Here is a 17,986-nt window from a genome sequence, read left to right as displayed (position 1 = left end):
GCTGCTTGAACAAGGATCTAGCCTCATGTCGCACAGTGATGTCCTACGAGATCAGCTCCGTCTTGCGCCTGTCATTCCTGTGGTGATGGTGGATGACGCGCGCATCAGCATCGACCTTGCTCATACCCTTGTCCGCGCGGGCCTTCCGGTGATCGAGATTACGCTCCGAACCTCTGCTGCGCTCGATGCCATAAGCGCTATTGCCAAGGCCGTGCCCGAGGCGGTGGTCGCGGCCGGCACTGTTCTCGAGCGTAGTCAGGTTCGTGAAGTGGTGGATGCCGGCGCCAAGTTCATCGTGACACCAGGAACGCCTATGCAGCTCGCGGAAGATTTGAGGGCAGCCCCAATTCCAGTGATGCCCGGTTGCGCGACGGTTTCCGAAGCCATGACCCTTGCGGCTATGGGTTTCCGGTATCTCAAATTCTTTCCCGCGGCTGCCTCAGGGGGGACGGCTTGGCTCAAATCCGTCCATGGACCTTTGCCGAACCTGATGTTCTGTCCGACAGGCGGCATCGACCGTACCTCTTCTCCTTCTTATCTTTCGCTTCCCAATGTTGCCTGTGTCGGCGGCACGTGGGTTACTCCTGCGGAGGCGATGAAGAAGGGTGATCTTGCCGCAATCGAGCGGCTTGCTGCGGATGCCGCCTCTCTGCGGGCGCAAACCTGAACCATTACCAGGCGCCTCCGTTGTGTTCTTGCTTCGGCATTGAACCGGCAGGAGGACGCAATGGTCGATTACAGAAAACTCTTGGATGCATTCGTCGGCGCGATCGGTCGCGCCGAGCCTCATCAGGAGCGCCAGGGCTCTTCAGAAATCCAACCGATTGGAGTCGGCCAGCAAGGTTTGGGGCAGCAGATCGAGAAGAGCGTCACTCAGATCACAGGACAATCCCCCGACCAGCTCATTCAGAAAGCCAAGGATCTGGCAACGCAGCATCCCGGCGTCACTCAAGCGGCGCTGCTCGGCTTGGCGGGGCTTCTGTTCGGGCGTCGCAAGAAAGGCAAACTTACAGGTAATCTTGTGAAACTCGGCGGCCTCGCGGTGATCGGAGGTCTCGCCTATCGCGCCTATCAGAAGCAGCAGGGTGGTGTGATGGCTACAGCGGATACCAAAGGGCAGGCTCCAGGCGAGTCTCCCGGAAGTGATGGTGAAGCGTTGGCCCAAGCGGCTTTGAGCTTGCCGGAAACCTCGCGGTTTCATCCGGTCTCGCAAACTGAGGATGATGCCTTGCTGTTCTTGAGGACCATGGTGGCGGCCGCAGCATCCGATGGCAGGATCGATGCAGCCGAGCGCGCCCGGATCCTCAAAGGCCTGACCGAAGCCGGCATCGACCCGGAGGCGAGCCATTGGCTCGAGCGGGAAATGGCGTCGCCTGCTGATGTCGAGGAGCTGGCAGCCAGCGTCAAAGATCCCGAGAAAGCAGCTCAGGTCTATGCGGCTGCGCGTATTGCCATTGATCCGGATACGATCCAGGAGCGCGAATTCCTCCATCAACTCGCGGAGGCGCTCGATCTCGATCCTGCGACGCGTGCGCAGATCGATGAGACGGCCGGCGCCTTGCGCTGATCTGGAAAGATGCTCTCAATCAGGGAGAACCGTGCCCGAGCAGCCTGATGCTCTATCCGGCATGATCTAGTGTGCCGGTACGTTTGATCGCCACCGACGCTGCTGGTCAGCCAGGGCACCCAGTAGGATAGGTCGCCAGCGTAGATCAGATACTCCATTACAACAACATTGCTGTTCAATTTGTATGATTTATTCGAAAGTCGCCTTGCGTCAGGCGGCGTTTCGCTTTCGATTGCTTGCCGAAAGATTCGTCGGGGCAGCTATGATTTTTATCCAAGCCGGTTTCTCGGCTCCTGTCCTGCACCACATAAGGCCAAAGCGCCTAAAATTGAGAGGATCCAAGAATGGCTGACAGGCCCCATCGCCTCACTCCCGATCAGCTTCGCTCTCGGCTCTGGTTCGACAACCCGGACAATCCGGGCATGACGGCGCTCTATCTTGAGCGCTATCTGAACTTTGGCCTGACGGGCAAGGAGCTGCAGGGCAAGAAGCCGATCATCGGCATTGCGCAGACCGGCTCCGATCTTTCCCCTTGCAATCGCCACCATCTCGAACTCGCCAAGCGTGTGCGGGACGGCATCACGGCGGCGGGCGGCGTGGCCTTCGAGTTCCCCTGCCATCCGATCCAGGAGACAGGCAAGCGCCCCACCGCCTGCCTCGATCGTAATCTGTCCTATCTCTCCCTCGTCGAGGTGCTCTACGGCTACCCGCTCGACGGCGTCGTGCTGCTGACCGGCTGCGACAAGACCATGCCAGCCTGCCTGATGGCGGCCGCCACCGTGAACATTCCGGCGATCTCGCTCAATGTCGGCCCCATGCTCAACGGCTGGCACCATGGCGAGCGCACCGGCTCCGGTACCGTCGTGTGGAAGGCACGCGAGCGTCATGCGGCGGGCGATATCGATTATCAGCAGTTCATGGATATCGTCGGCTCCTCGGCGCCGTCGGTCGGCCATTGCAACACCATGGGCACGGCTTCGACGATGAACGCGCTGGCGGAAGCGCTCGGCATGTCGCTGCCGGGCTCGGCTGCCATCCCTGCGCCGTATCGCGAGCGTGGCCAGATGGCCTACGAAACCGGCAGGCGCATCGTCGAGATGGTGTGGGAGGACCTGAAGCCTTCCGACATCATGACCCGTGAGGCATTCGAGAACGTGATCGTGGCGAATGCGGCGATCGGTGGTTCCACCAATGCGCCGATTCACATCAACGCGATTGCGAAGCACATCGGCGTTCCGCTCAACAATGACGACTGGGAGCGCATCGGATTCGAGATCCCGCTGCTCGTGAACATGCAGCCTGCAGGCGAATATCTCGGCGAAGAGTATTTCCGCGCAGGTGGTCTGCCGGCGGTGCTGGCGGAGCTGATCGGCGCGGGCAAGATCCATGAGAACGCGATCACCTGCACGGGCACGACAATCGGTGAGAACTGTAAGGGCAAGTTCACCTGGGATCGCGAGGTGATCCGCTCCTACGACAATCCGCTCAGAGAAAGGGCGGGCTTCCTCAATCTCAAGGGAACGCTCTTCGATTCCGCGATCATGAAGACGAGCGTGATCAGTGCGGAGTTCCAGGAGCGCTATCTCAACAATCCGAACGACCCGAATGCCTTCGAGGGGCGCGTCGTGGTGTTCGATGGGCCTGAGGACTATCACCACCGCATCGATGATCCGTCGCTCAACATCGACGAGCATACGATCCTCATCATGCGCGGCGCTGGTCCCATCGGTTATCCGGGCGCTGCGGAAGTGGTGAACATGCAGCCGCCTGGCGCGCTGATCAAACGCGGCGTTCTCTCGCTGCCCTGCGTCGGCGATGGGCGCCAGTCGGGCACGTCCGGCACGCCGTCCATCCTCAACGCGTCGCCTGAGGCGGCGGCCGGCGGTGGTCTCGCGCTGCTGCAGACGGGTGATCGCGTCCGGATCGATCTCAACAAGCGCACGGCCGATATCCTGCTTTCGCACGAGGAGCTGGAGAAACGCCGCGCGGATCTCGAGGCGCGTGGTGGCTATGCCTATCCGGCGAGCCAGACGCCGTGGCAGGAGATCCAGCGCTCGATGGTGGATCAGCTCTCCGAGGGCATGACGCTGAAGCCTGCTGTGAAATACCAGAAGGTGGCGCAGACCTACGGTGTGCCGCGAGATAACCATTAAAACACGAGCGAAAACCTTGGAGACGCCATGACAGATCGGCTGAAGAACAAAACCGCCCTCGTCACGGCGGCAGGGCAGGGCATCGGGCGCGCCATTGCGCAAGCCTTCCTTCGCGAGGGCGCACACGTCTGGGCAACGGATCTCGACGAAGCTAAACTCGATGGCCTTGAAGGGGCGACGCGGCGCAAGCTCGATGTTCGCTCCAGCAGTTCCATCGAGGCACTCGTCAATGAGGCCGGAGCGTTCGACATTCTCGTGAATGCGGCGGGCTTCGTCCATCATGGCACCGTGCTCGAATGCTCCGATGCGGACTGGGATTTCTCGTTCGACCTGAACGTGAAATCCATGCACCGGACCATCAAAGCCGTCCTGCCGGGCATGCTGGATATCGGCGGAGGATCGATCGTCAACATCGCCTCCGGCGCATCCTCCGTGCGCGGCATTCCGAACCGCTACGCTTATGGCACCACGAAGGCGGCTGTGATCGGCCTCACCAAGGCTGTGGCGGCCGATTTCATCAAGCGCGGCGTCCGCGCGAATGCGATCTGCCCCGGTACAATCCAGTCGCCATCGCTTGATGAGCGCATCACATCTTTGGCAGCGAGTTCAGGTCAGAGCATCGAGGAGGTGCGTCAGGCCTTTATCGACCGGCAGCCGATGGGACGTCTCGGAACGCCCGAGGAAGTCGCGGCGCTCGCCGTCTATCTCGCCTCCGATGAGTCGAGCTACACGACGGGCCACATTCACCTCGTGGACGGCGGCTTCGCGCTATAGACGATACCCACCGCGTCATGGCGATCCCCGGATTTGATCCGGGGATCAGTGCCGGCCATCTCGATGAGAAGGGCGACACGTCACACGAAGCGGGATCGCCGACACAAGGCCGATGATGACTAGCGCATCGTTTATGCGTAAAACCTGGTCCACTTTTCCGCATAAACGATGCGCCATTTACATAGGAAGCATCGGATCGGATCCCAAAAGTGGTGTCAACTTTTGGGCCCGATGCCCTAAGAGTTCATGTCGCGAAAGAGAGCGGCTGCGTTAACTCACCCGCCCTGAGAAGGGCGTCTCGGGCACGGGCGTCAGCGGTCCCTTGCCGCTGAACCACGAGATGAGATTGTCGGCGACGAGCTGACCCATGGCGTTGCGCGTGTGGATGGAGCCGGAGGCGATGTGGGGCAAAAGCACCACATGCTCGATGTCGATCAGCTCCTGCGGTACGCGCGGCTCATCCTCATACACGTCGAGGCCTGCGGTGAGGATCGTGCCGGATCTGAGCGCCTCGATCAGCGCCTGCTCGTCCACCACGCTGCCGCGCGCCACGTTGATGAGTACGCCGTTGGGTCCAAGAGCCTTCAGAACATCCGCGTTGATGAGATGCCTCGTGCCTGCGCCGCCGGGCGTGATGACGATCAGCACATCGCAGGCCTCAGCCATCCCGATGAGCGTCGGGTAATACGTGTAAGCGACGCCTTCCTGCCGCGTGCGACCATGATAAGCGATGCTCACGTCAAATCCTTCGAGCCGCTTCGCAATGGCTTTGCCGATGCGGCCGAGGCCGACGATGCCGACCTTGCGTTCGCGGAGAGTCGGAGAGAGAGGAAAGGGGGCCTTCAGCCAGCGGCCTTCGCGCAGGTAGCGATCGGCCTGCGGGATTTTGCGCAACGTGGCGAGGAGAAGGCCGAGAGTGAGATCGGCGACCTCGTCGTTGAGCACATCGGGCGTATTGGTCACGATCACGTTTCGCTTCGCCGCCTCCGCGACGTCGACATTGTCATAGCCGACGCCGAAGCTCGATACGATTTCCACGTTCGGCAGGAGATTGAAGAGTGTCGCATCCATGCGGCCGAAGAGCGTGCTGGTGGCAACGCCGCGAACGCGTGGGCCGGTTTCGCTCAAGAACTTCCCGCGATCCTCATGCTCCCAGAGCCGGTGCACAGTGAAGACCTTGTCGAGTGCATCGATCACCACAGGCATCATCGGGGCGGTCATCAGGATCTCGGTTTTGCTCATGATATTCTCTTTTCCTTCAGCAGATCGCGCAGCGGGAGACAGCGCCCCGGCGAAAGGCTTCCTCGATCGTCTTGGCCTCTTGCTGCAGGACCTTCTTCACATCCTGGGGCAGGTCGAGCCAGTGGCAACCGCGTAAGGCGGCTTCAAGGGCATAGAGCGCATTGAGGCTGACCTGACGAGGAAGCATGAACTTGAGACGGCGATAGGCCTCGACGGACCCGATGGCTTTGAGTTCCGATACCGTGCGGATGCCAGCTTCTCTCAAGTGGCCTTGCGTGACGGGGCCTATCCCGGGAAGGCTGCTGATGGGTGCATCGCTCATGGAAATCCATCCGGCTCCTGCTGCTGCGTGCTGCCACGATAGAGCAAGTTGAAGCCAAGGGCGATGGATGCCGCGGATGTAGCGAAAACGAGTTTTGGATTACTTCAAGCCGTTGCGGCGAGTTCGGGCTCCTCGGCGCCCAGATCCTCCAGCTCGTCATCCGTTTCGAAGCCGGTCTGGTCGGCACCGGTCACGCCAGCCAGGTTCTTGGCAGCCCTGCGCAGGAGCTTGCGGAGACGCTTGCGGTCCTTGTTGTCGAAGCCTGCGAGGAGTTCCGCTTCGACCTCGTCCCAAAGGGCATCGATGGCAGCGGCCTTTCGCTTGCCTTCCTTCGTCAGCTTCACACGCACCACGCGCGCATCGCCCGGCTCCGTGTGCCGTTCGACGAGCTTGAGGGCTGAGAGGCGGGACACCGTCTTGGATGCCGTGGGCGGGCGTACGCGGAGAATGGCGGCGAGATCGCCCATGGTCATGGGGCCGGAGCTGGCCAGTGCTTGGAGAACCTGCTCCTGACCGGCGAAGAGCCCGAGCTCCGAGAGCTTGTCGCCCGTGCGGCTGCGGTGGAGACGCGATGTCTGGACCAGGGCCCAGCCGACGCTTTTCACGCCAGGATGTATGATGTCCTTGTCCATTGCCATCTTCCCTTGAGCAGCTGTCACTTTACCATGACCAGCAACTCATGACGTTTCGATGACAGATCTGCGACTCTTCAACGGATCTCTCATCAGGCCTCCCGGGGCAGGGCGCTTTCGTGCCAATGCCGCAGCAGAAAACGGGACAGGAGGCTCAAAACAAGAAATAGGATGACGCCTGTAAGCGCCAAGAGCACCAGGGCCGCGAAGAGGCGGGGAATATTGAGCCGGTACTGGCTTTCGATGATGCGATAGGCGAGCCCTGAGCCGGCTCCCGCAGAGCCTGCGGCCATTTCGGCAACGACCGCTCCGATGAGAGAGAGCCCGCCCGCGATCCGCAAGCCTGCCAGGAAGGCGGGCAGGGCCGCCGGTCTGCGCAGATACCAGAGGACCTTCAACCGGGATTCGAGCCGAGCGTCCCAATCCTGTCGAGCGGAGGTGCCATAGAGCTGGAAAAGCTCCAGCAGGTTCCGGTCGACGGATTGAAGCCCCAGCATGGTGTTCGACAGGATGGGAAAGAAGGCCACCAGCCAGGCGCAGGCAAGCACAGCCACATCCTGCGGCATATAAATCAGCAGCAAGGGGGCGATGGCGATGATCGGTGTCACTTGCAGGACAACGGCAAAGGGATAGAGCGAATACTCGACAATGCGCGAGAGGCTCAGGAGAATGGCGAGCGCCACACCTCCGCTGACCGCAAGAGCAAGAGCCGTCAGTGTGGTCTTCAGCGTCACCAGAAGGGAAGCCGACAGGACCGGCCAGTCCGACTTCATCGTGGCGACGATCAGGCTCGGGGCCGGCAGGATATAGCGGGGCACGGCGGCAAAGCGCACGTATGTTTCCCATGCAGCGATGGCCGCGATGAAAACCATGAGCGGCATGAGAACCTTGAGAGGATTGCGGGGCATCACAGCCTCTCGTCCTTCATGGCGCTCGTCAGAGCCTGCGATACATGCCGGCACAGATCCGCATAAGGAAGACTTGTCCGAAAATCGCTGCCGCGCTCATGGGGGGGCATGCCTGCGACCTCCGTAACGATGCGCCCCGGGCGAGGCGACAGAACCGCGATGCGGTTCGACAGATACGCACTCTCGAAAACGGAATGCGTGACGAACACGATGGTGCAGTTGAGCTCGCCTTGCAGCTTCAACAGATCGTCATTCAGCTTGAAGCGCGTGATCTCGTCGAGTGCGGCAAAAGGCTCGTCCATGAGAAGCAGCCGAGGCTTCACGCTGAGCGCCCGCGCGATCGAGACACGCATCTTCATGCCGCCGGACAATTCGCGCGGATAGGCCTTGGCGAAATCCTGCAAGCCCACAAGCGTGAGGCTTTCCGCAATGCGGCCCTTCGCTTCCTGTCGTGAGATGCCGCGCAGGCGCAGCGGCAACCACACATTGTCCGCCACGTTGGCCCAGGGCATCAGGGTCGGCTCCTGAAACACGAAGCCGATCTCGCTGCGATGATCGGCGGTCGAAGAGCCGGGCCAGGTCACTTTTCCCGATGTCGGTCCGGTCAGGCCTGCAATGAGGCGCAGCGCCGTCGACTTGCCGCAGCCCGAGGGACCCAGCAGGGAGATGAAATCGCCCGAGCGAACATCGAGATCGAAGCGCTCAAGAGCCGCCACGCCGTTGGCGAAAACCTTGCTCACCTGATTGAGCGAAACGAGCGTGGACGTGGTCATGGAATGCGCAGTGCCGGATGCTGCCGATGCCTACTTCTTCAGCTCGATTCCAACGCCCTTGTTCACGAATTGGAGCGTGTATGCTTGTTTGTAGTCGAGATCGGCCTTGAAGAGACCGGCCTTCACCATCTTGTCGAAGAAGTCCTTCACGCGTGCGTCGGAGATAGCGCCGATGCCGAGTTTTTGCGCATCGCCTGAATCGACGATGCCGTATTCCTTCATCTTCGCGACCGAGTAGGCGAGCAGCTCATCCGTCATTTCCGGATTGTCGCGCTTGATGAGTGCGTTGGCCTTGGTGTTGTCGCCGTAGAGATAATTGTACCAGCCGATGGTGGAGGCATCGACGAAGCGCTGCACGAGATCGGCATCCTTCTCCACGACCTCGCGGCGCGTCTCGATCGTGGTCGAATAGGTACTGAAGCCCTGATCGGCGAGCAGGAACACGTTGGGCTTGAAGCCCGCTGCCTTTTCGATCACCAGCGGATCGGAGGTTACGTAGCCCTGCTGCACCGAGAGCTTGTTGGCGATGAAGGGGGCGGGATTGAAGCCATAGGGCTTCACCTGCTCGTCCTTGAATCCGAACTCGGCCTTCATCCACTGGAAGAAGGTGGCGGCGCCGCTCTTCGAGAGAAATATGTCGTTCGATGTCTTCAGGGATTGGAACGTGTCGAGTCCCTGGCCCGGATGGCTCATCAGGGCCTGGGGCTCTTTCTGGAAGTGAGCCGCGACGACCACCGTCGGAATGTCCTTTTCCACGGCGGAGAAGGCCTGGATAAGGCTGCCGCCCATATAGAAGTCGAGCTTGCCGACGCTCATGAGCATGCGGTTGTCCGCACGCGGGCCGCCCGGCACGATGGTGACCTTCAGGCCATGCCTTTCATACGTGCCGTCCGCGAGCGCCTGATAGTAGCCGCCATGCTCGGCTTGGGCGAGCCAGTTGGTGCCGAAGGTCACCTCCCGCAGGGCAGGCTGCGCCACGGCGGAGCCCGTGCTCCAGCCGGTCAAAACCATCAGCAGCCCCGCTGCCCAAGCCTTCCGCTTCATCGCGCTCGTCCCTGGCCTGCGGCAGGAGGAACTTCTGCCGCTCTTCAGCGCGGTTCTGCGCGGTTCAAAGACGCTTGGCAAGGTCTCTCGTCGTCTCGAGGATCTGTGCTCTTCAGCTGACCCAATCTCTCCATGTCATCACCGGCCTTGTGCCGCTGCCCTCATCCTGAGGAGCAGCCGTGAGGCTGCGTCGAAGGATGGTTCAATGCGCTCTGGATCCTCCTTCGAGACGATCGCTCATGCGATCTCCTCAGGTGAGGGCAGAGGGTAGGAAAGTAGGACGGTCATGACGGGCATCATTCCCGTCCGGAGAGAGCGATAGCCATCGGGGGGACGGGATGCCAGAGCGCTACGCCTGTGAGTGGATCCCTTTCCCGGTCCCGGCGGACCGCCGGGATGACACGGGCGCTGTCGGCGTGAGATGTCAAAGAGCCTGCGGGCGCGCGGCAGCGTCCTCGCGGCGTGGTGGCCCGAGGGTGAATGGGTCGAGGGGTCGCGCGAGGAGCGGTCCGGCTCGATCTGAGGTGGAAGCGTGGAACCGAACGGCTCCTCGCGCACGGCTTCTTTAGGCGGACACCGCATCGGTCACTTGCGACATGCGGGCGGCCTCCTGCCCGGCGGCTGTGCGGTCAGCTCATCCGGCAGGACCGTGCCCCGGCTCCACAGTCACGACGCCTCGCGAGCGCGCCCCTCGGTGAGCCAGGACAGAGGCAACATAGTTCTGATTAGGATCATTGTCAAGAACAAAGAGAGAACATTCTTCCTTGCCGCTTCCGCTGCCCTCTCGTCATGCCCGCACTTGTTCTCTCCCTTGGCGGGAGAGGCAGGGGTGGCCGGGTGAGAAATCTAAGTGAAGCGCGAGCTTACCTCTCCCGAGCGGGAGAGGTCGACGCGCGTAAGCGCGGGGAGAGGGAATGCCAGATCCGGAGAGGACACAACCCTCACCTCTGCCCCCTCCCAACCGGGAGAGGGGAGCATGGTATTCGCCTTGCACGACGGGTCCAAAGACATGGATGCCCGCGACAGGCGCGGGCATGACGAAGGGGTAGGAGGGCATTGTTTCCCCGCTGATCCCGGGTTTTCCAGAATTCGTGGGGGGCGGGCCATGGCCCGCCCCCGATCTCTTACCGTTTTTGCGCCTCCTTCCAGGCTGGCGTGGAGCGGCCATCACTCCGCGGCCCAAGGGTAGGTCCAAGTCTCCGTGAGCGCCCTGTTCCCGGCTCGCAGGAAGGCGCGCAGATCCGTGGATTGGCCGGGCTCCAGCTTCACGTCGATGGCTGCGCGGAAACCGTCGATGTGATCGTTGGGCATGAGGAAGGTGTGGGTGATCTGTCCCACGGAGGTGGAAGGCACCAGCTGCACCTGATCCGGAGAGCTGAAGTAATAGGGCAGGTTGCCGCCTGCGAAATCGATGATGAAGCGGCGATGCGTGCGATCGCTCGGACCGTTCGATCCGCTGGCGCGGGGGGGCGTCTGGAACGTATTGATGGCCTTGCCGCCCGGATGCATGTCGCCGATGGCTGCGGCTGCGCGCAGCCGATAGGAGAAGGTGACCTCCTGGCCGGCCTCGTAGGGCCGTGCCGGCTGCCAGTAGGCGACGATGTTGTCATGGGTCTCGTCCGGGGTCGGCAGCTCGACCAGTTCCACCCAGCCCTCGCCCCAATCGCCTACCGGCTCCACCCAGTAGCCGGGGCGCTGATGATAGTAAGCCTCCAGATCCTGATAGTTCTCGAACACCCGGTCACGCTGCATCAGGCCGAAGCCGCGCGGGTTGTTGTCGGAGAAGGACGAGATCGTCTTGGCCGTCGGGTTGCGCAGAGGGCGCCAGATCCACTCGCCCGCGCCGGACTGCATGAGCAGCCCGTCTGAGTCGTGAATTTCGAGGCGGTAGTCGTCTGTCGGTTTCCGGTCGTTCTCGCCTTCGAAGAACATGGAAGTGAGGGGCGCCAGTCCCACATTCTCCATCCGCTGGCGCGGGAAGAGCGTGGCCGTGACGTCGAGGGTGGTCTCCTTCGACGGATAGATCTCGAAGCGATAGGCGCCGGTCACCGAGGGGCTGTCGAGGAGCGCATAAACCGTGGCCCGGTCGCTGTCGGGCTTGGGCATGTCGATCCAGAACTCCCGGAAATGTGGAAACTCCTCCCGCTCCCCGCCTTCGACGTCGATGGCGAGGCCGCGCGCCGAGAGGCCATATTTCTGGTCTCTTCCGAGGAAGCGGAAATAGCTCGCGCCCAGGAAGGCGATCAGCTCGTCGAAGACCTTCGGGTTGTTGAGCGGATAATGCAGGCGGAAGCCCGCAAAGCCGAGATTCACCGGCAGCGGCTTTTCGATCTTGTTGCGTCCGTAATCGAACAGCTCGCGCTGATAGGGAACCGGCGTCGGTACGCCGTCACGGATGATGTTGACCGTCACCGGCCGCTGATAGAGGAAGCCCAGGTGAAACAGCTGCATCCGGAACGGGCCGTTGCCGGAGGCGAGCAGCGCCTTGTCCGGGCGGAAGCGGATATCGCGATAATCGTCGAAGCTCAGCCGGTTGAGCGGCTCGGGCAGTTGCGAAGGATTGGCCTCGAACGGGGCCGTCGACAGCTCCCGCGCCCGGCGCACCACATCCTCGAATCGAAACGGGTTCGGGGCCGGCACACTGCTCTGCTGAGTCTGCGCCGATGCTTGGCCGCTCCAGGCGGACGGGGCCGTGGCGGCGAGCAGGCTTTGCAGGAGGGTACGGCGGGAGAGGTGCATCATGGCAGCGGAACAGTTCTTCCTGAGACTCGGGGAGGGTTTTCAAAGCGCTCACCGCGCAATGGATGAGCTTAAGCCGCTTAATAGGGCCTGAATGCCTGCTCGCCACGCCCTCTCTGGATCCAGGGTTAAAAAATTGCGGAAGGAGAGCGAAAGGATCTTGTGATCCCCGGCAAATATGCTTATCTCACCCCTGCCCAATTTCGCACGTGCCTGTGGTCGCGTGCCGGTTGGTGGGCATCCGGACAAGAGGCCGGACAGCCGCCCGAGAGCAACCTAGCTCTCGATACCCCTAACCGGCAGCCGGAGGCGAAAACCGGCGCACCTCGTTCTCAACGGGGGACGCGACTTAAAGCAACGACGAACGGGCTTTTTTGGTCTCGTTGGCCCTCCAAAGGTCAGCACCGAAGAGGCTTGTTTATCATTGCCAGGCGTGCGGACGGGAATTCCCCATCCAATCCAAGGCAGCATCGTCGGGTGAAGAGCCCATCTTTGCTTCTCGTGTCTCCATCGCACGAAGCAGGATGCATCTTCCCTCGCTGACGCCGGACGGCAGAAAGCTCTGCTCGTCTGAACTTCAATCCGGAGGCTTGAAGACCTCCATTGAACCTTTGGTGGGGAGAGCGCCATGACTCAGCGCATCCGTGAATTCCTTCGCAACCGACGAGAGGACGGCCCGTGCGTCGTTGTCGACCTCGACGTGGTGCGTGACAACTATTCCAAGTTTGCCCGTGCGCTCCCCGACACGCGTGTCTTCTACGCCGTGAAGGCGAATCCGGCCCCGGAAGTGCTCAAGCTTCTCGCCGATCTCGGCTCGTGCTTCGACACGGCCTCGGTCGTCGAGATCGAGTTTGCGCTTGCCGCCGGCGCCACGCCCGACCGCATTTCCTTCGGCAACACGATCAAGAAGGAGCGCGACATCGCTCGCGCCCTCGAGATCGGCGTGCGCCTCTATGCGGTCGATTGCGAGGCCGAGGTCGAGAAGATCGCCCGCGCTGCCGCGACCGCTGGTGTTGCTGCTTCCGAGGTGAAGGTGTTCTGCCGCATCCTGTGCGACGGCGCCGGCGCCGAGTGGCCGCTCTCCCGCAAGTTCGGCTGCGTGCCGGAGATGGCTGTCGACGTGCTCGAGCATGCGGTTCGTCAAGGGCTCGAAGCCTACGGGGTGTCGTTCCACGTGGGTTCGCAGCAGGGCAACACCGAAGCCTGGGATCAGGCTCTCGGCTCGGCTTCAGCGATCTTCCGTGAATGCGCCGATCGCGGCATCCACCTGTCGATGGTCAATCTCGGCGGCGGCTTCCCGACGAAGTACCTGAAGACGGTCCCGCAGGTCGAGGCTTACGGCGAGTCGATCTTCCGTGCGCTGTCGAAGCACTTCGGCAACCGCATCCCGGAAACGATCATCGAGCCGGGCCGCGGCATGGTCGGCAACGCCGGCATCATCGAGGCCGAGGTCGTCCTCGTCTCGAAGAAGAGCCGCGACGAGGACGAGGTGCGCTGGGTCTATCTCGACATTGGCAAGTTCGGCGGTCTCGCCGAGACGATGGACGAGTCGATCCGCTATCCGATCCGCACGGAGCGCGACGACGACAGCATGGTGCCGTGCGTGCTCGCGGGTCCCACCTGCGACTCGGCCGACGTTCTCTACGAGAAGGAGCCCTACCTGCTCCCCGTCTCGCTGGAGATCGGCGACAAGGTGCTGATCGAGGGCACGGGCGCCTACACGACCACCTACTCGGCGGTCGCGTTCAACGGCTTCCCGCCGCTCAAGTCCTACGTGATCTAACTCACGTCCCGCCTGCCTCGCGAAACGAGGCAGGCACCAACCTCAAAGAAGTTGTCCCGGACGGCTTGTTCAGCTTGAGCAAGTGCGAGGGCTGTCGCTCACCCCAAACGATTTGGGAGGCCACGGCCATGATCACGATTCGCGAAGAATCCTTCCACGATGTCGAGGCGCGGGAAGCGCTGCTCGATGCCTGCTTCGGACCTGCCCGTTTCCAGAAGACCTGCGAGCGCCTGCGCGAGGGTCGCAAGCCCGCTGACGGTCTGGCTCTGATCATCGAGCGCGAGGGCGAACTCGTCGGCACGGTGCGCCTGTGGCACATCTCTGCCGGTCCGAACCGTCCGGCGCTGATGCTCGGCCCCATCGCCGTCGATCCCGCGCTCCAGAGCCTCGGTCTCGGCGGCAAGCTCATGCGCGAGGCGCTGCAGCGTGCGTCTGATCTCGGCCATAAGGCGGTGCTCTTGGTGGGCGATGCGCCATATTACGAGCGCTTCGGCTTCTCGTCGGAAAAGACCGGTTCGCTCTGGCTGCCGGGGCCGTACGAGCGCAACCGCTTCCTCGCCCTAGAGCTGGAGGCCGGTTATCTCGACGGTGCACGCGGTCTTGTTGCGGCAACCGGTGCGTTCGAGAACAAGCCCGATCTTACGGCGCTTGTCGCCGCGGCCGCGCAGGGACAGCTGCCGGGCCTGCGCTCGGCCTTCTAATCCTCAGCAATCGATCCGAGGGCTTCACTCCGAAGCTCTCGGATCGGGCAGCGCGAATGTGATGCCTGCCGCCGCGACGAGATAAGCGGCAAAGCCCAACCCGATCGCGCCGAGTCCGATTCCTGAATCGAACAGCAGGCCGATGGCGCCCGGTGTCGCCGCGGATGCCACCACCATGATGGCGCCTGCCAGCGCGCGAATCTTTCCCAGATGTTTCGTACCGAACAGCTCGGCGAGAACCGCCGCGATGATCACGTTCGTCGCGCCGGCTGACAGACCGATGAGGCCGAAGAAGATCGGCGCCAGGACAGGACCGCTGAAGGCTGCAATCGCTGCGGATGCGATGGTCAGGCCTAAAAGGTAGAAGTGGCTCAAGCGCACCGCGCCGAATCGGTCGACGAGGCTTCCCGTCAGCATCGCCACGGTCACGGACACCAACGCATAGATGGTGATGCTGCTTGCCAGCAGCTCCAGCGGCCAGCCCTTGATGTCGGCGATCAGGCGCTGATGGAAGAAATAGGCCGTCACGATGGCCGGATAGCCGATCATGGTCGGGACAAGGGCGAGGAAGCGCCAGTCGCGAAGCACGTCGATCCAGCGTGGTCCCGCTTCATGGGGGCTACTCGCCTGAATCGTGCCGTCAAGCTCCGGATCTTTCGACGCCAAGGCAAAGCTCAGGCCCCAGCCGAGACAGAGGCAGACCACGATGAACAATGCGGCTACGCGCCATGTGGTTGTCCAGCCAGAAACCGTAATCAGCGCAATGGCGATGCCGGGCAGAATCGCCTCGCCCGCAGGAAAGCCGAGCGCCGCCACACCCGTCGCCCGGCCGCGAATTCCCGCCGAGAGTCTGGCCGTGCTCATCACGCCCGCATGGCTCGACATGCCTTGTCCGAAGAGGCGTAGTCCGAACAGGCTCACGCCCAGCATCACGACGTTCGGGGCAACCGACAGGCTCAGTGCTGCTGCAGCCAGGCCCAGGAGAGCGATGCCGGCATAGAGGCGGATGTTGATGCGGTCGATCACGCCGCCGACCCAGATCATCAACAGCCCCGAGCAGAGGGTCGCTGTCGAGTAGATGAGGCCGAAGGTTCCGTTCGAGAGCCCGAAGGTATCGCGGATATTCGGCCCCGAAAGCGAGATGAAGAAGGTTTGCCCGAAGGACGACAGGAAAGTCAGGGCGAAACCGAGGCCGATCACGCGCCCGTGGCGCATGAGGAGTTGATGGAATGTCATCGGGCTCAAATCAGGGGCTGACGATATTGAAACCGATCATGAGACCTTGTTTCCCGATGTCGAGGCCTAAAACCATGCGGAAGAGGCGTTTCCTATCATTTTACGTTCGTCATCCGCAGGGAAATCGTCATCCTGGATGGAGAGAAAGGCGCAGGCATTGACCCCGGGGGCTCCTCAATCCTAGATGCGCCCGGAACCGTTATACCCGGAGACATCCCTTCCCATCTCAAGCTTTCGCTAAGGAGAACCATCGATGACCACTTGGCCCGTCCATGGCCGCATCACCGGCCCGATCGTCATGATCGGCTTCGGCTCGATCGGTAAAGGCATGCTGCCCCTGATCGAACGGCATTTCGAGTTCGACAAGAACCGCTTCACGGTCATCGATCCCAATGACAAGGACCGCAGCATGCTCGACGTGCGCGGCATCACCCTCGTGCAGAAGGCTCTAACCCGCGAGAATTACCGCGAGATCCTGACGCCCCTGCTCACGGAGGGTGGCGGTCAGGGCTTCTGCGTGAACCTGTCGGTGGACACTTCCTCGCGCGATATCATGGAACTCGCCCGCGAGCTCGGCGCTCTTTACATCGATACCGTGGCCGAGCCCTGGGCCGGCTTCTACTTCGACAAGAGCGCAGGCCCGGAGGCACGCACCAACTACATGCTGCGCGAGAACATTCTCGACGCACGCCGTCAGTCTCCTGGCGGTCCGACTGCCGTGAACTGCTGCGGCGCCAATCCCGGCATGGTGTCCTGGTTCGTGAAGCAGGCGCTCCTCAACATCGCCAAGGACATCGGCCTCGATCACGAAGAGCCCAAGTCTCGCGAGGAATGGGCAAAGCTCATGAGCCGAGTCGGCGTGAAGGGCATCCACATCGCCGAGCGCGATACGCAGCGCGCCGAGAACCCGAAGCCCATGGGCGTCTTCGTGAATACCTGGTCGGTGGAAGGCTTCGTGTCCGAAGGCGTGCAGCCGGCGGAACTCGGCTGGGGCACGCACGAGACGTGGATGCCGGAGAACGGCCGCACGCACGACAAGGGCTGCGGCGCTGCGATCTATCTGCTCCAGCCCGGGGCCAACACGCGCGTGCGCACCTGGTGCCCCACGCCTGGCCCGCAATACGGCTTCCTCGTCACGCATAACGAGGCGATCTCGATTGCCGACTACTTCACCGTTCGCGAGGGCGACAAGGTCACCTACCGCCCGACCTGCCACTACGCTTATCATCCGGCAAACGACGCTGTGCTGTCGCTGCACGAGATGTTCGGCAATGCGGGCAAGGTGCAGGAGGAGCACCACATCCTGACGGAAGACGAGATCGTCGACGGCAAGGACGAACTGGGCGTGCTGCTCTATGGCCACGACAAGAATGCCTATTGGTACGGCTCGCAGCTCTCCATCGAGGAGACCCGCAAGCTCGCGCCTTACCAGAACGCCACCGGTCTTCAGGTCACCTCCGCCGTGCTCGCGGGCATGGTATGGGCGCTGGAGAACCCGAATGCGGGGATCGTGGAGGCGGACGACATCGACTTCCGCCGCTGCCTTGCAGTGCAGACACCTTATCTTGGACCGGTGAAGGGCTACTACACGGATTGGACGCCGCTGGATGATCGTCCCGGGTTCTTCCCGGAGGATATCGACACCTCCGATCCGTGGCAGTTCCGGAACATTCTTGTGCGCTGACGCTCGACAGCATGGCCGGCTTGAAGGCCGGCCATGTTCGTTTGTAGATTTGCACAGGCTTCATGGAGTCATTGCCATGCCTCATTTCGAGGAGTTCTACGCCAACAAGCTGCGCGGTGGTCTTGGGGTCGTGGATGCCGAAGCCGTGCTCGACCTGCGCGGTGCAACCCGCGAGCAGGCCTCGGCCTCCCTTCAGGACATGTTGGAGCGCAGCCGCTTCGCGCAAGCCAAATCCGTCGCCGTGCGCCTCGACCCGCCACCGGAAGGCGGCGGCGAAACGCTCTTCCAGCCGATCGGAAAGGCGCTGCTGGAAGCGAAGAAACGCGGCTGGATCGACCGGTTGCAGACGCTGCCCGCCAGCGATGGTTTGGGATTTTACGTGGTGCTCGCCGGAAAGCCGGAACGCGAGAGCTGATAGATTGATGCCA

At 62.1% G+C, this 17,986-nt stretch carries 16 protein-coding genes; 8 read left to right on the top strand and 8 right to left on the bottom strand.

The features are described 5' to 3' along the window. Window positions 1-25 precede the first annotated feature (25 nt). The 4 genes from eda to ACUXUR_RS22865 all read left to right on the top strand — a co-directional run bounded on the left by eda (window position 26) and on the right by ACUXUR_RS22865 (window position 4,494). On the top strand, window positions 26-667 hold the full coding sequence (gene eda, locus ACUXUR_RS22880) for a bifunctional 4-hydroxy-2-oxoglutarate aldolase/2-dehydro-3-deoxy-phosphogluconate aldolase (protein ID WP_445504659.1): 642 nt from the start codon (window positions 26-28) through the stop codon (window positions 665-667). A 60-nt stretch (window positions 668-727) separates the two neighbouring features. Further along, window positions 728-1,567: a tellurite resistance TerB family protein gene (locus tag ACUXUR_RS22875; protein ID WP_445504658.1), complete on the top strand. Its 840-nt coding sequence runs from the start codon at window positions 728-730 to the stop codon at window positions 1,565-1,567. A 344-nt stretch (window positions 1,568-1,911) separates the two neighbouring features. Beyond that, entirely contained in the window at window positions 1,912-3,720 is a 1,809-nt protein-coding gene (locus ACUXUR_RS22870; RefSeq protein WP_445504657.1) for an IlvD/Edd family dehydratase, read from the top strand. A 27-nt stretch (window positions 3,721-3,747) separates the two neighbouring features. Next, a complete protein-coding gene (locus ACUXUR_RS22865) occupies window positions 3,748-4,494 on the top strand; it encodes an SDR family oxidoreductase (RefSeq protein WP_445504656.1) in 747 nt (248 codons plus the stop codon). Window positions 4,495-4,764: 270 nt separating this feature from the next. Here the strand turns inward: ACUXUR_RS22865 and ACUXUR_RS22860 are convergent, their stop codons facing one another. The 7 genes from ACUXUR_RS22860 to ACUXUR_RS22830 form a co-directional block, all read right to left on the bottom strand. Continuing rightward, on the bottom strand, window positions 4,765-5,736 hold the full coding sequence (locus ACUXUR_RS22860; protein ID WP_445504655.1) for a 2-hydroxyacid dehydrogenase: 972 nt from the start codon (window positions 5,734-5,736) through the stop codon (window positions 4,765-4,767). Window positions 5,737-5,752: 16 nt separating this feature from the next. Further along, window positions 5,753-6,058, bottom strand: a complete 306-nt coding sequence (locus ACUXUR_RS22855) for a TfoX/Sxy family protein (RefSeq protein WP_445504654.1) — start codon at window positions 6,056-6,058, stop codon at window positions 5,753-5,755. 104 nt (window positions 6,059-6,162) lie between these two features. Next, window positions 6,163-6,690 carry a MarR family winged helix-turn-helix transcriptional regulator gene (locus ACUXUR_RS22850; RefSeq protein ID WP_445504653.1) on the bottom strand — a complete coding sequence of 176 codons (528 nt, stop codon included), beginning with the start codon at window positions 6,688-6,690 and terminating at the stop codon, window positions 6,163-6,165. A 92-nt stretch (window positions 6,691-6,782) separates the two neighbouring features. Then, the gene (locus tag ACUXUR_RS22845) at window positions 6,783-7,598 is read right to left on the bottom strand and encodes an ABC transporter permease (RefSeq protein ID WP_445504652.1); all 816 of its coding nucleotides are present in this window, start codon (window positions 7,596-7,598) and stop codon (window positions 6,783-6,785) included. After that, window positions 7,598-8,371, bottom strand: a complete 774-nt coding sequence (locus tag ACUXUR_RS22840; protein ID WP_445504651.1) for an ABC transporter ATP-binding protein — start codon at window positions 8,369-8,371, stop codon at window positions 7,598-7,600. Before ACUXUR_RS22840 ends, ACUXUR_RS22845 begins: the two co-directional genes overlap by 1 nt. Before the next feature lie 30 nt (window positions 8,372-8,401). Further along, window positions 8,402-9,415 carry an ABC transporter substrate-binding protein gene (locus ACUXUR_RS22835; RefSeq protein WP_445504650.1) on the bottom strand — a complete coding sequence of 338 codons (1,014 nt, stop codon included), beginning with the start codon at window positions 9,413-9,415 and terminating at the stop codon, window positions 8,402-8,404. 1,167 nt (window positions 9,416-10,582) lie between these two features. Then, window positions 10,583-12,157 (bottom strand): OpgD/OpgG family glucan biosynthesis protein, encoded by a 1,575-nt coding sequence (locus tag ACUXUR_RS22830; RefSeq protein WP_445504649.1) that lies wholly within the window; start codon window positions 12,155-12,157, stop codon window positions 10,583-10,585. A 625-nt stretch (window positions 12,158-12,782) separates the two neighbouring features. Between ACUXUR_RS22830 and ACUXUR_RS22825 the strand changes: the two genes are divergently transcribed. Beyond that, complete coding sequence (locus ACUXUR_RS22825; RefSeq protein WP_445504648.1) at window positions 12,783-13,937, top strand: type III PLP-dependent enzyme; 1,155 nt, start codon at window positions 12,783-12,785, stop codon at window positions 13,935-13,937. A 128-nt stretch (window positions 13,938-14,065) separates the two neighbouring features. Beyond that, the gene (locus tag ACUXUR_RS22820) at window positions 14,066-14,638 is read left to right on the top strand and encodes a GNAT family N-acetyltransferase (RefSeq protein ID WP_445504647.1); all 573 of its coding nucleotides are present in this window, start codon (window positions 14,066-14,068) and stop codon (window positions 14,636-14,638) included. A 24-nt stretch (window positions 14,639-14,662) separates the two neighbouring features. Here ACUXUR_RS22820 and ACUXUR_RS22815 read toward each other — a convergent pair whose 3' ends face one another. Then, window positions 14,663-15,874 carry an MFS transporter gene (locus tag ACUXUR_RS22815; protein ID WP_445504646.1) on the bottom strand — a complete coding sequence of 404 codons (1,212 nt, stop codon included), beginning with the start codon at window positions 15,872-15,874 and terminating at the stop codon, window positions 14,663-14,665. Window positions 15,875-16,127: 253 nt separating this feature from the next. Between ACUXUR_RS22815 and ACUXUR_RS22810 the strand changes: the two genes are divergently transcribed. Both ACUXUR_RS22810 and ACUXUR_RS22805 read left to right on the top strand, forming a co-directional pair. Continuing rightward, a complete protein-coding gene (locus tag ACUXUR_RS22810; protein WP_445504645.1) occupies window positions 16,128-17,558 on the top strand; it encodes a homospermidine synthase in 1,431 nt (476 codons plus the stop codon). 76 nt (window positions 17,559-17,634) lie between these two features. Then, the gene (locus tag ACUXUR_RS22805; protein WP_445504644.1) at window positions 17,635-17,973 is read left to right on the top strand and encodes a hypothetical protein; all 339 of its coding nucleotides are present in this window, start codon (window positions 17,635-17,637) and stop codon (window positions 17,971-17,973) included. Window positions 17,974-17,986: the final 13 nt, after the last annotated feature.

The sequence above is a fragment of the Microvirga medicaginis genome, from assembly GCF_052658925.1.
This window is presented reverse-complemented; position numbering and strand designations above follow the sequence as displayed.

What these genes read in the sequence shown, in the direction of transcription:
- ACUXUR_RS22875 (WP_445504658.1), top strand. Translation starts at nt 728, where the DNA reads ATGGTCGATTACAGAAAACTCTTGGATGCATTCGTCGGCGCGATCGGT.
- ACUXUR_RS22830 (WP_445504649.1), bottom strand. Translation starts at nt 12,157, where the DNA reads ATGATGCACCTCTCCCGCCGTACCCTCCTGCAAAGCCTGCTCGCCGCC.
- ACUXUR_RS22840 (WP_445504651.1), bottom strand. Translation starts at nt 8,371, where the DNA reads ATGACCACGTCCACGCTCGTTTCGCTCAATCAGGTGAGCAAGGTTTTC.
- ACUXUR_RS22850 (WP_445504653.1), bottom strand. Translation starts at nt 6,690, where the DNA reads ATGGACAAGGACATCATACATCCTGGCGTGAAAAGCGTCGGCTGGGCC.
- ACUXUR_RS22855 (WP_445504654.1), bottom strand. Translation starts at nt 6,058, where the DNA reads ATGAGCGATGCACCCATCAGCAGCCTTCCCGGGATAGGCCCCGTCACG.
- ACUXUR_RS22805 (WP_445504644.1), top strand. Translation starts at nt 17,635, where the DNA reads ATGCCTCATTTCGAGGAGTTCTACGCCAACAAGCTGCGCGGTGGTCTT.
- ACUXUR_RS22860 (WP_445504655.1), bottom strand. Translation starts at nt 5,736, where the DNA reads ATGAGCAAAACCGAGATCCTGATGACCGCCCCGATGATGCCTGTGGTG.
- eda (WP_445504659.1), top strand. Translation starts at nt 26, where the DNA reads ATGTCGCACAGTGATGTCCTACGAGATCAGCTCCGTCTTGCGCCTGTC.
- ACUXUR_RS22820 (WP_445504647.1), top strand. Translation starts at nt 14,066, where the DNA reads ATGATCACGATTCGCGAAGAATCCTTCCACGATGTCGAGGCGCGGGAA.
- ACUXUR_RS22810 (WP_445504645.1), top strand. Translation starts at nt 16,128, where the DNA reads ATGACCACTTGGCCCGTCCATGGCCGCATCACCGGCCCGATCGTCATG.
- ACUXUR_RS22825 (WP_445504648.1), top strand. Translation starts at nt 12,783, where the DNA reads ATGACTCAGCGCATCCGTGAATTCCTTCGCAACCGACGAGAGGACGGC.
- ACUXUR_RS22870 (WP_445504657.1), top strand. Translation starts at nt 1,912, where the DNA reads ATGGCTGACAGGCCCCATCGCCTCACTCCCGATCAGCTTCGCTCTCGG.
- ACUXUR_RS22865 (WP_445504656.1), top strand. Translation starts at nt 3,748, where the DNA reads ATGACAGATCGGCTGAAGAACAAAACCGCCCTCGTCACGGCGGCAGGG.
- ACUXUR_RS22815 (WP_445504646.1), bottom strand. Translation starts at nt 15,874, where the DNA reads ATGACATTCCATCAACTCCTCATGCGCCACGGGCGCGTGATCGGCCTC.
- ACUXUR_RS22835 (WP_445504650.1), bottom strand. Translation starts at nt 9,415, where the DNA reads ATGAAGCGGAAGGCTTGGGCAGCGGGGCTGCTGATGGTTTTGACCGGC.
- ACUXUR_RS22845 (WP_445504652.1), bottom strand. Translation starts at nt 7,598, where the DNA reads ATGCCCCGCAATCCTCTCAAGGTTCTCATGCCGCTCATGGTTTTCATC.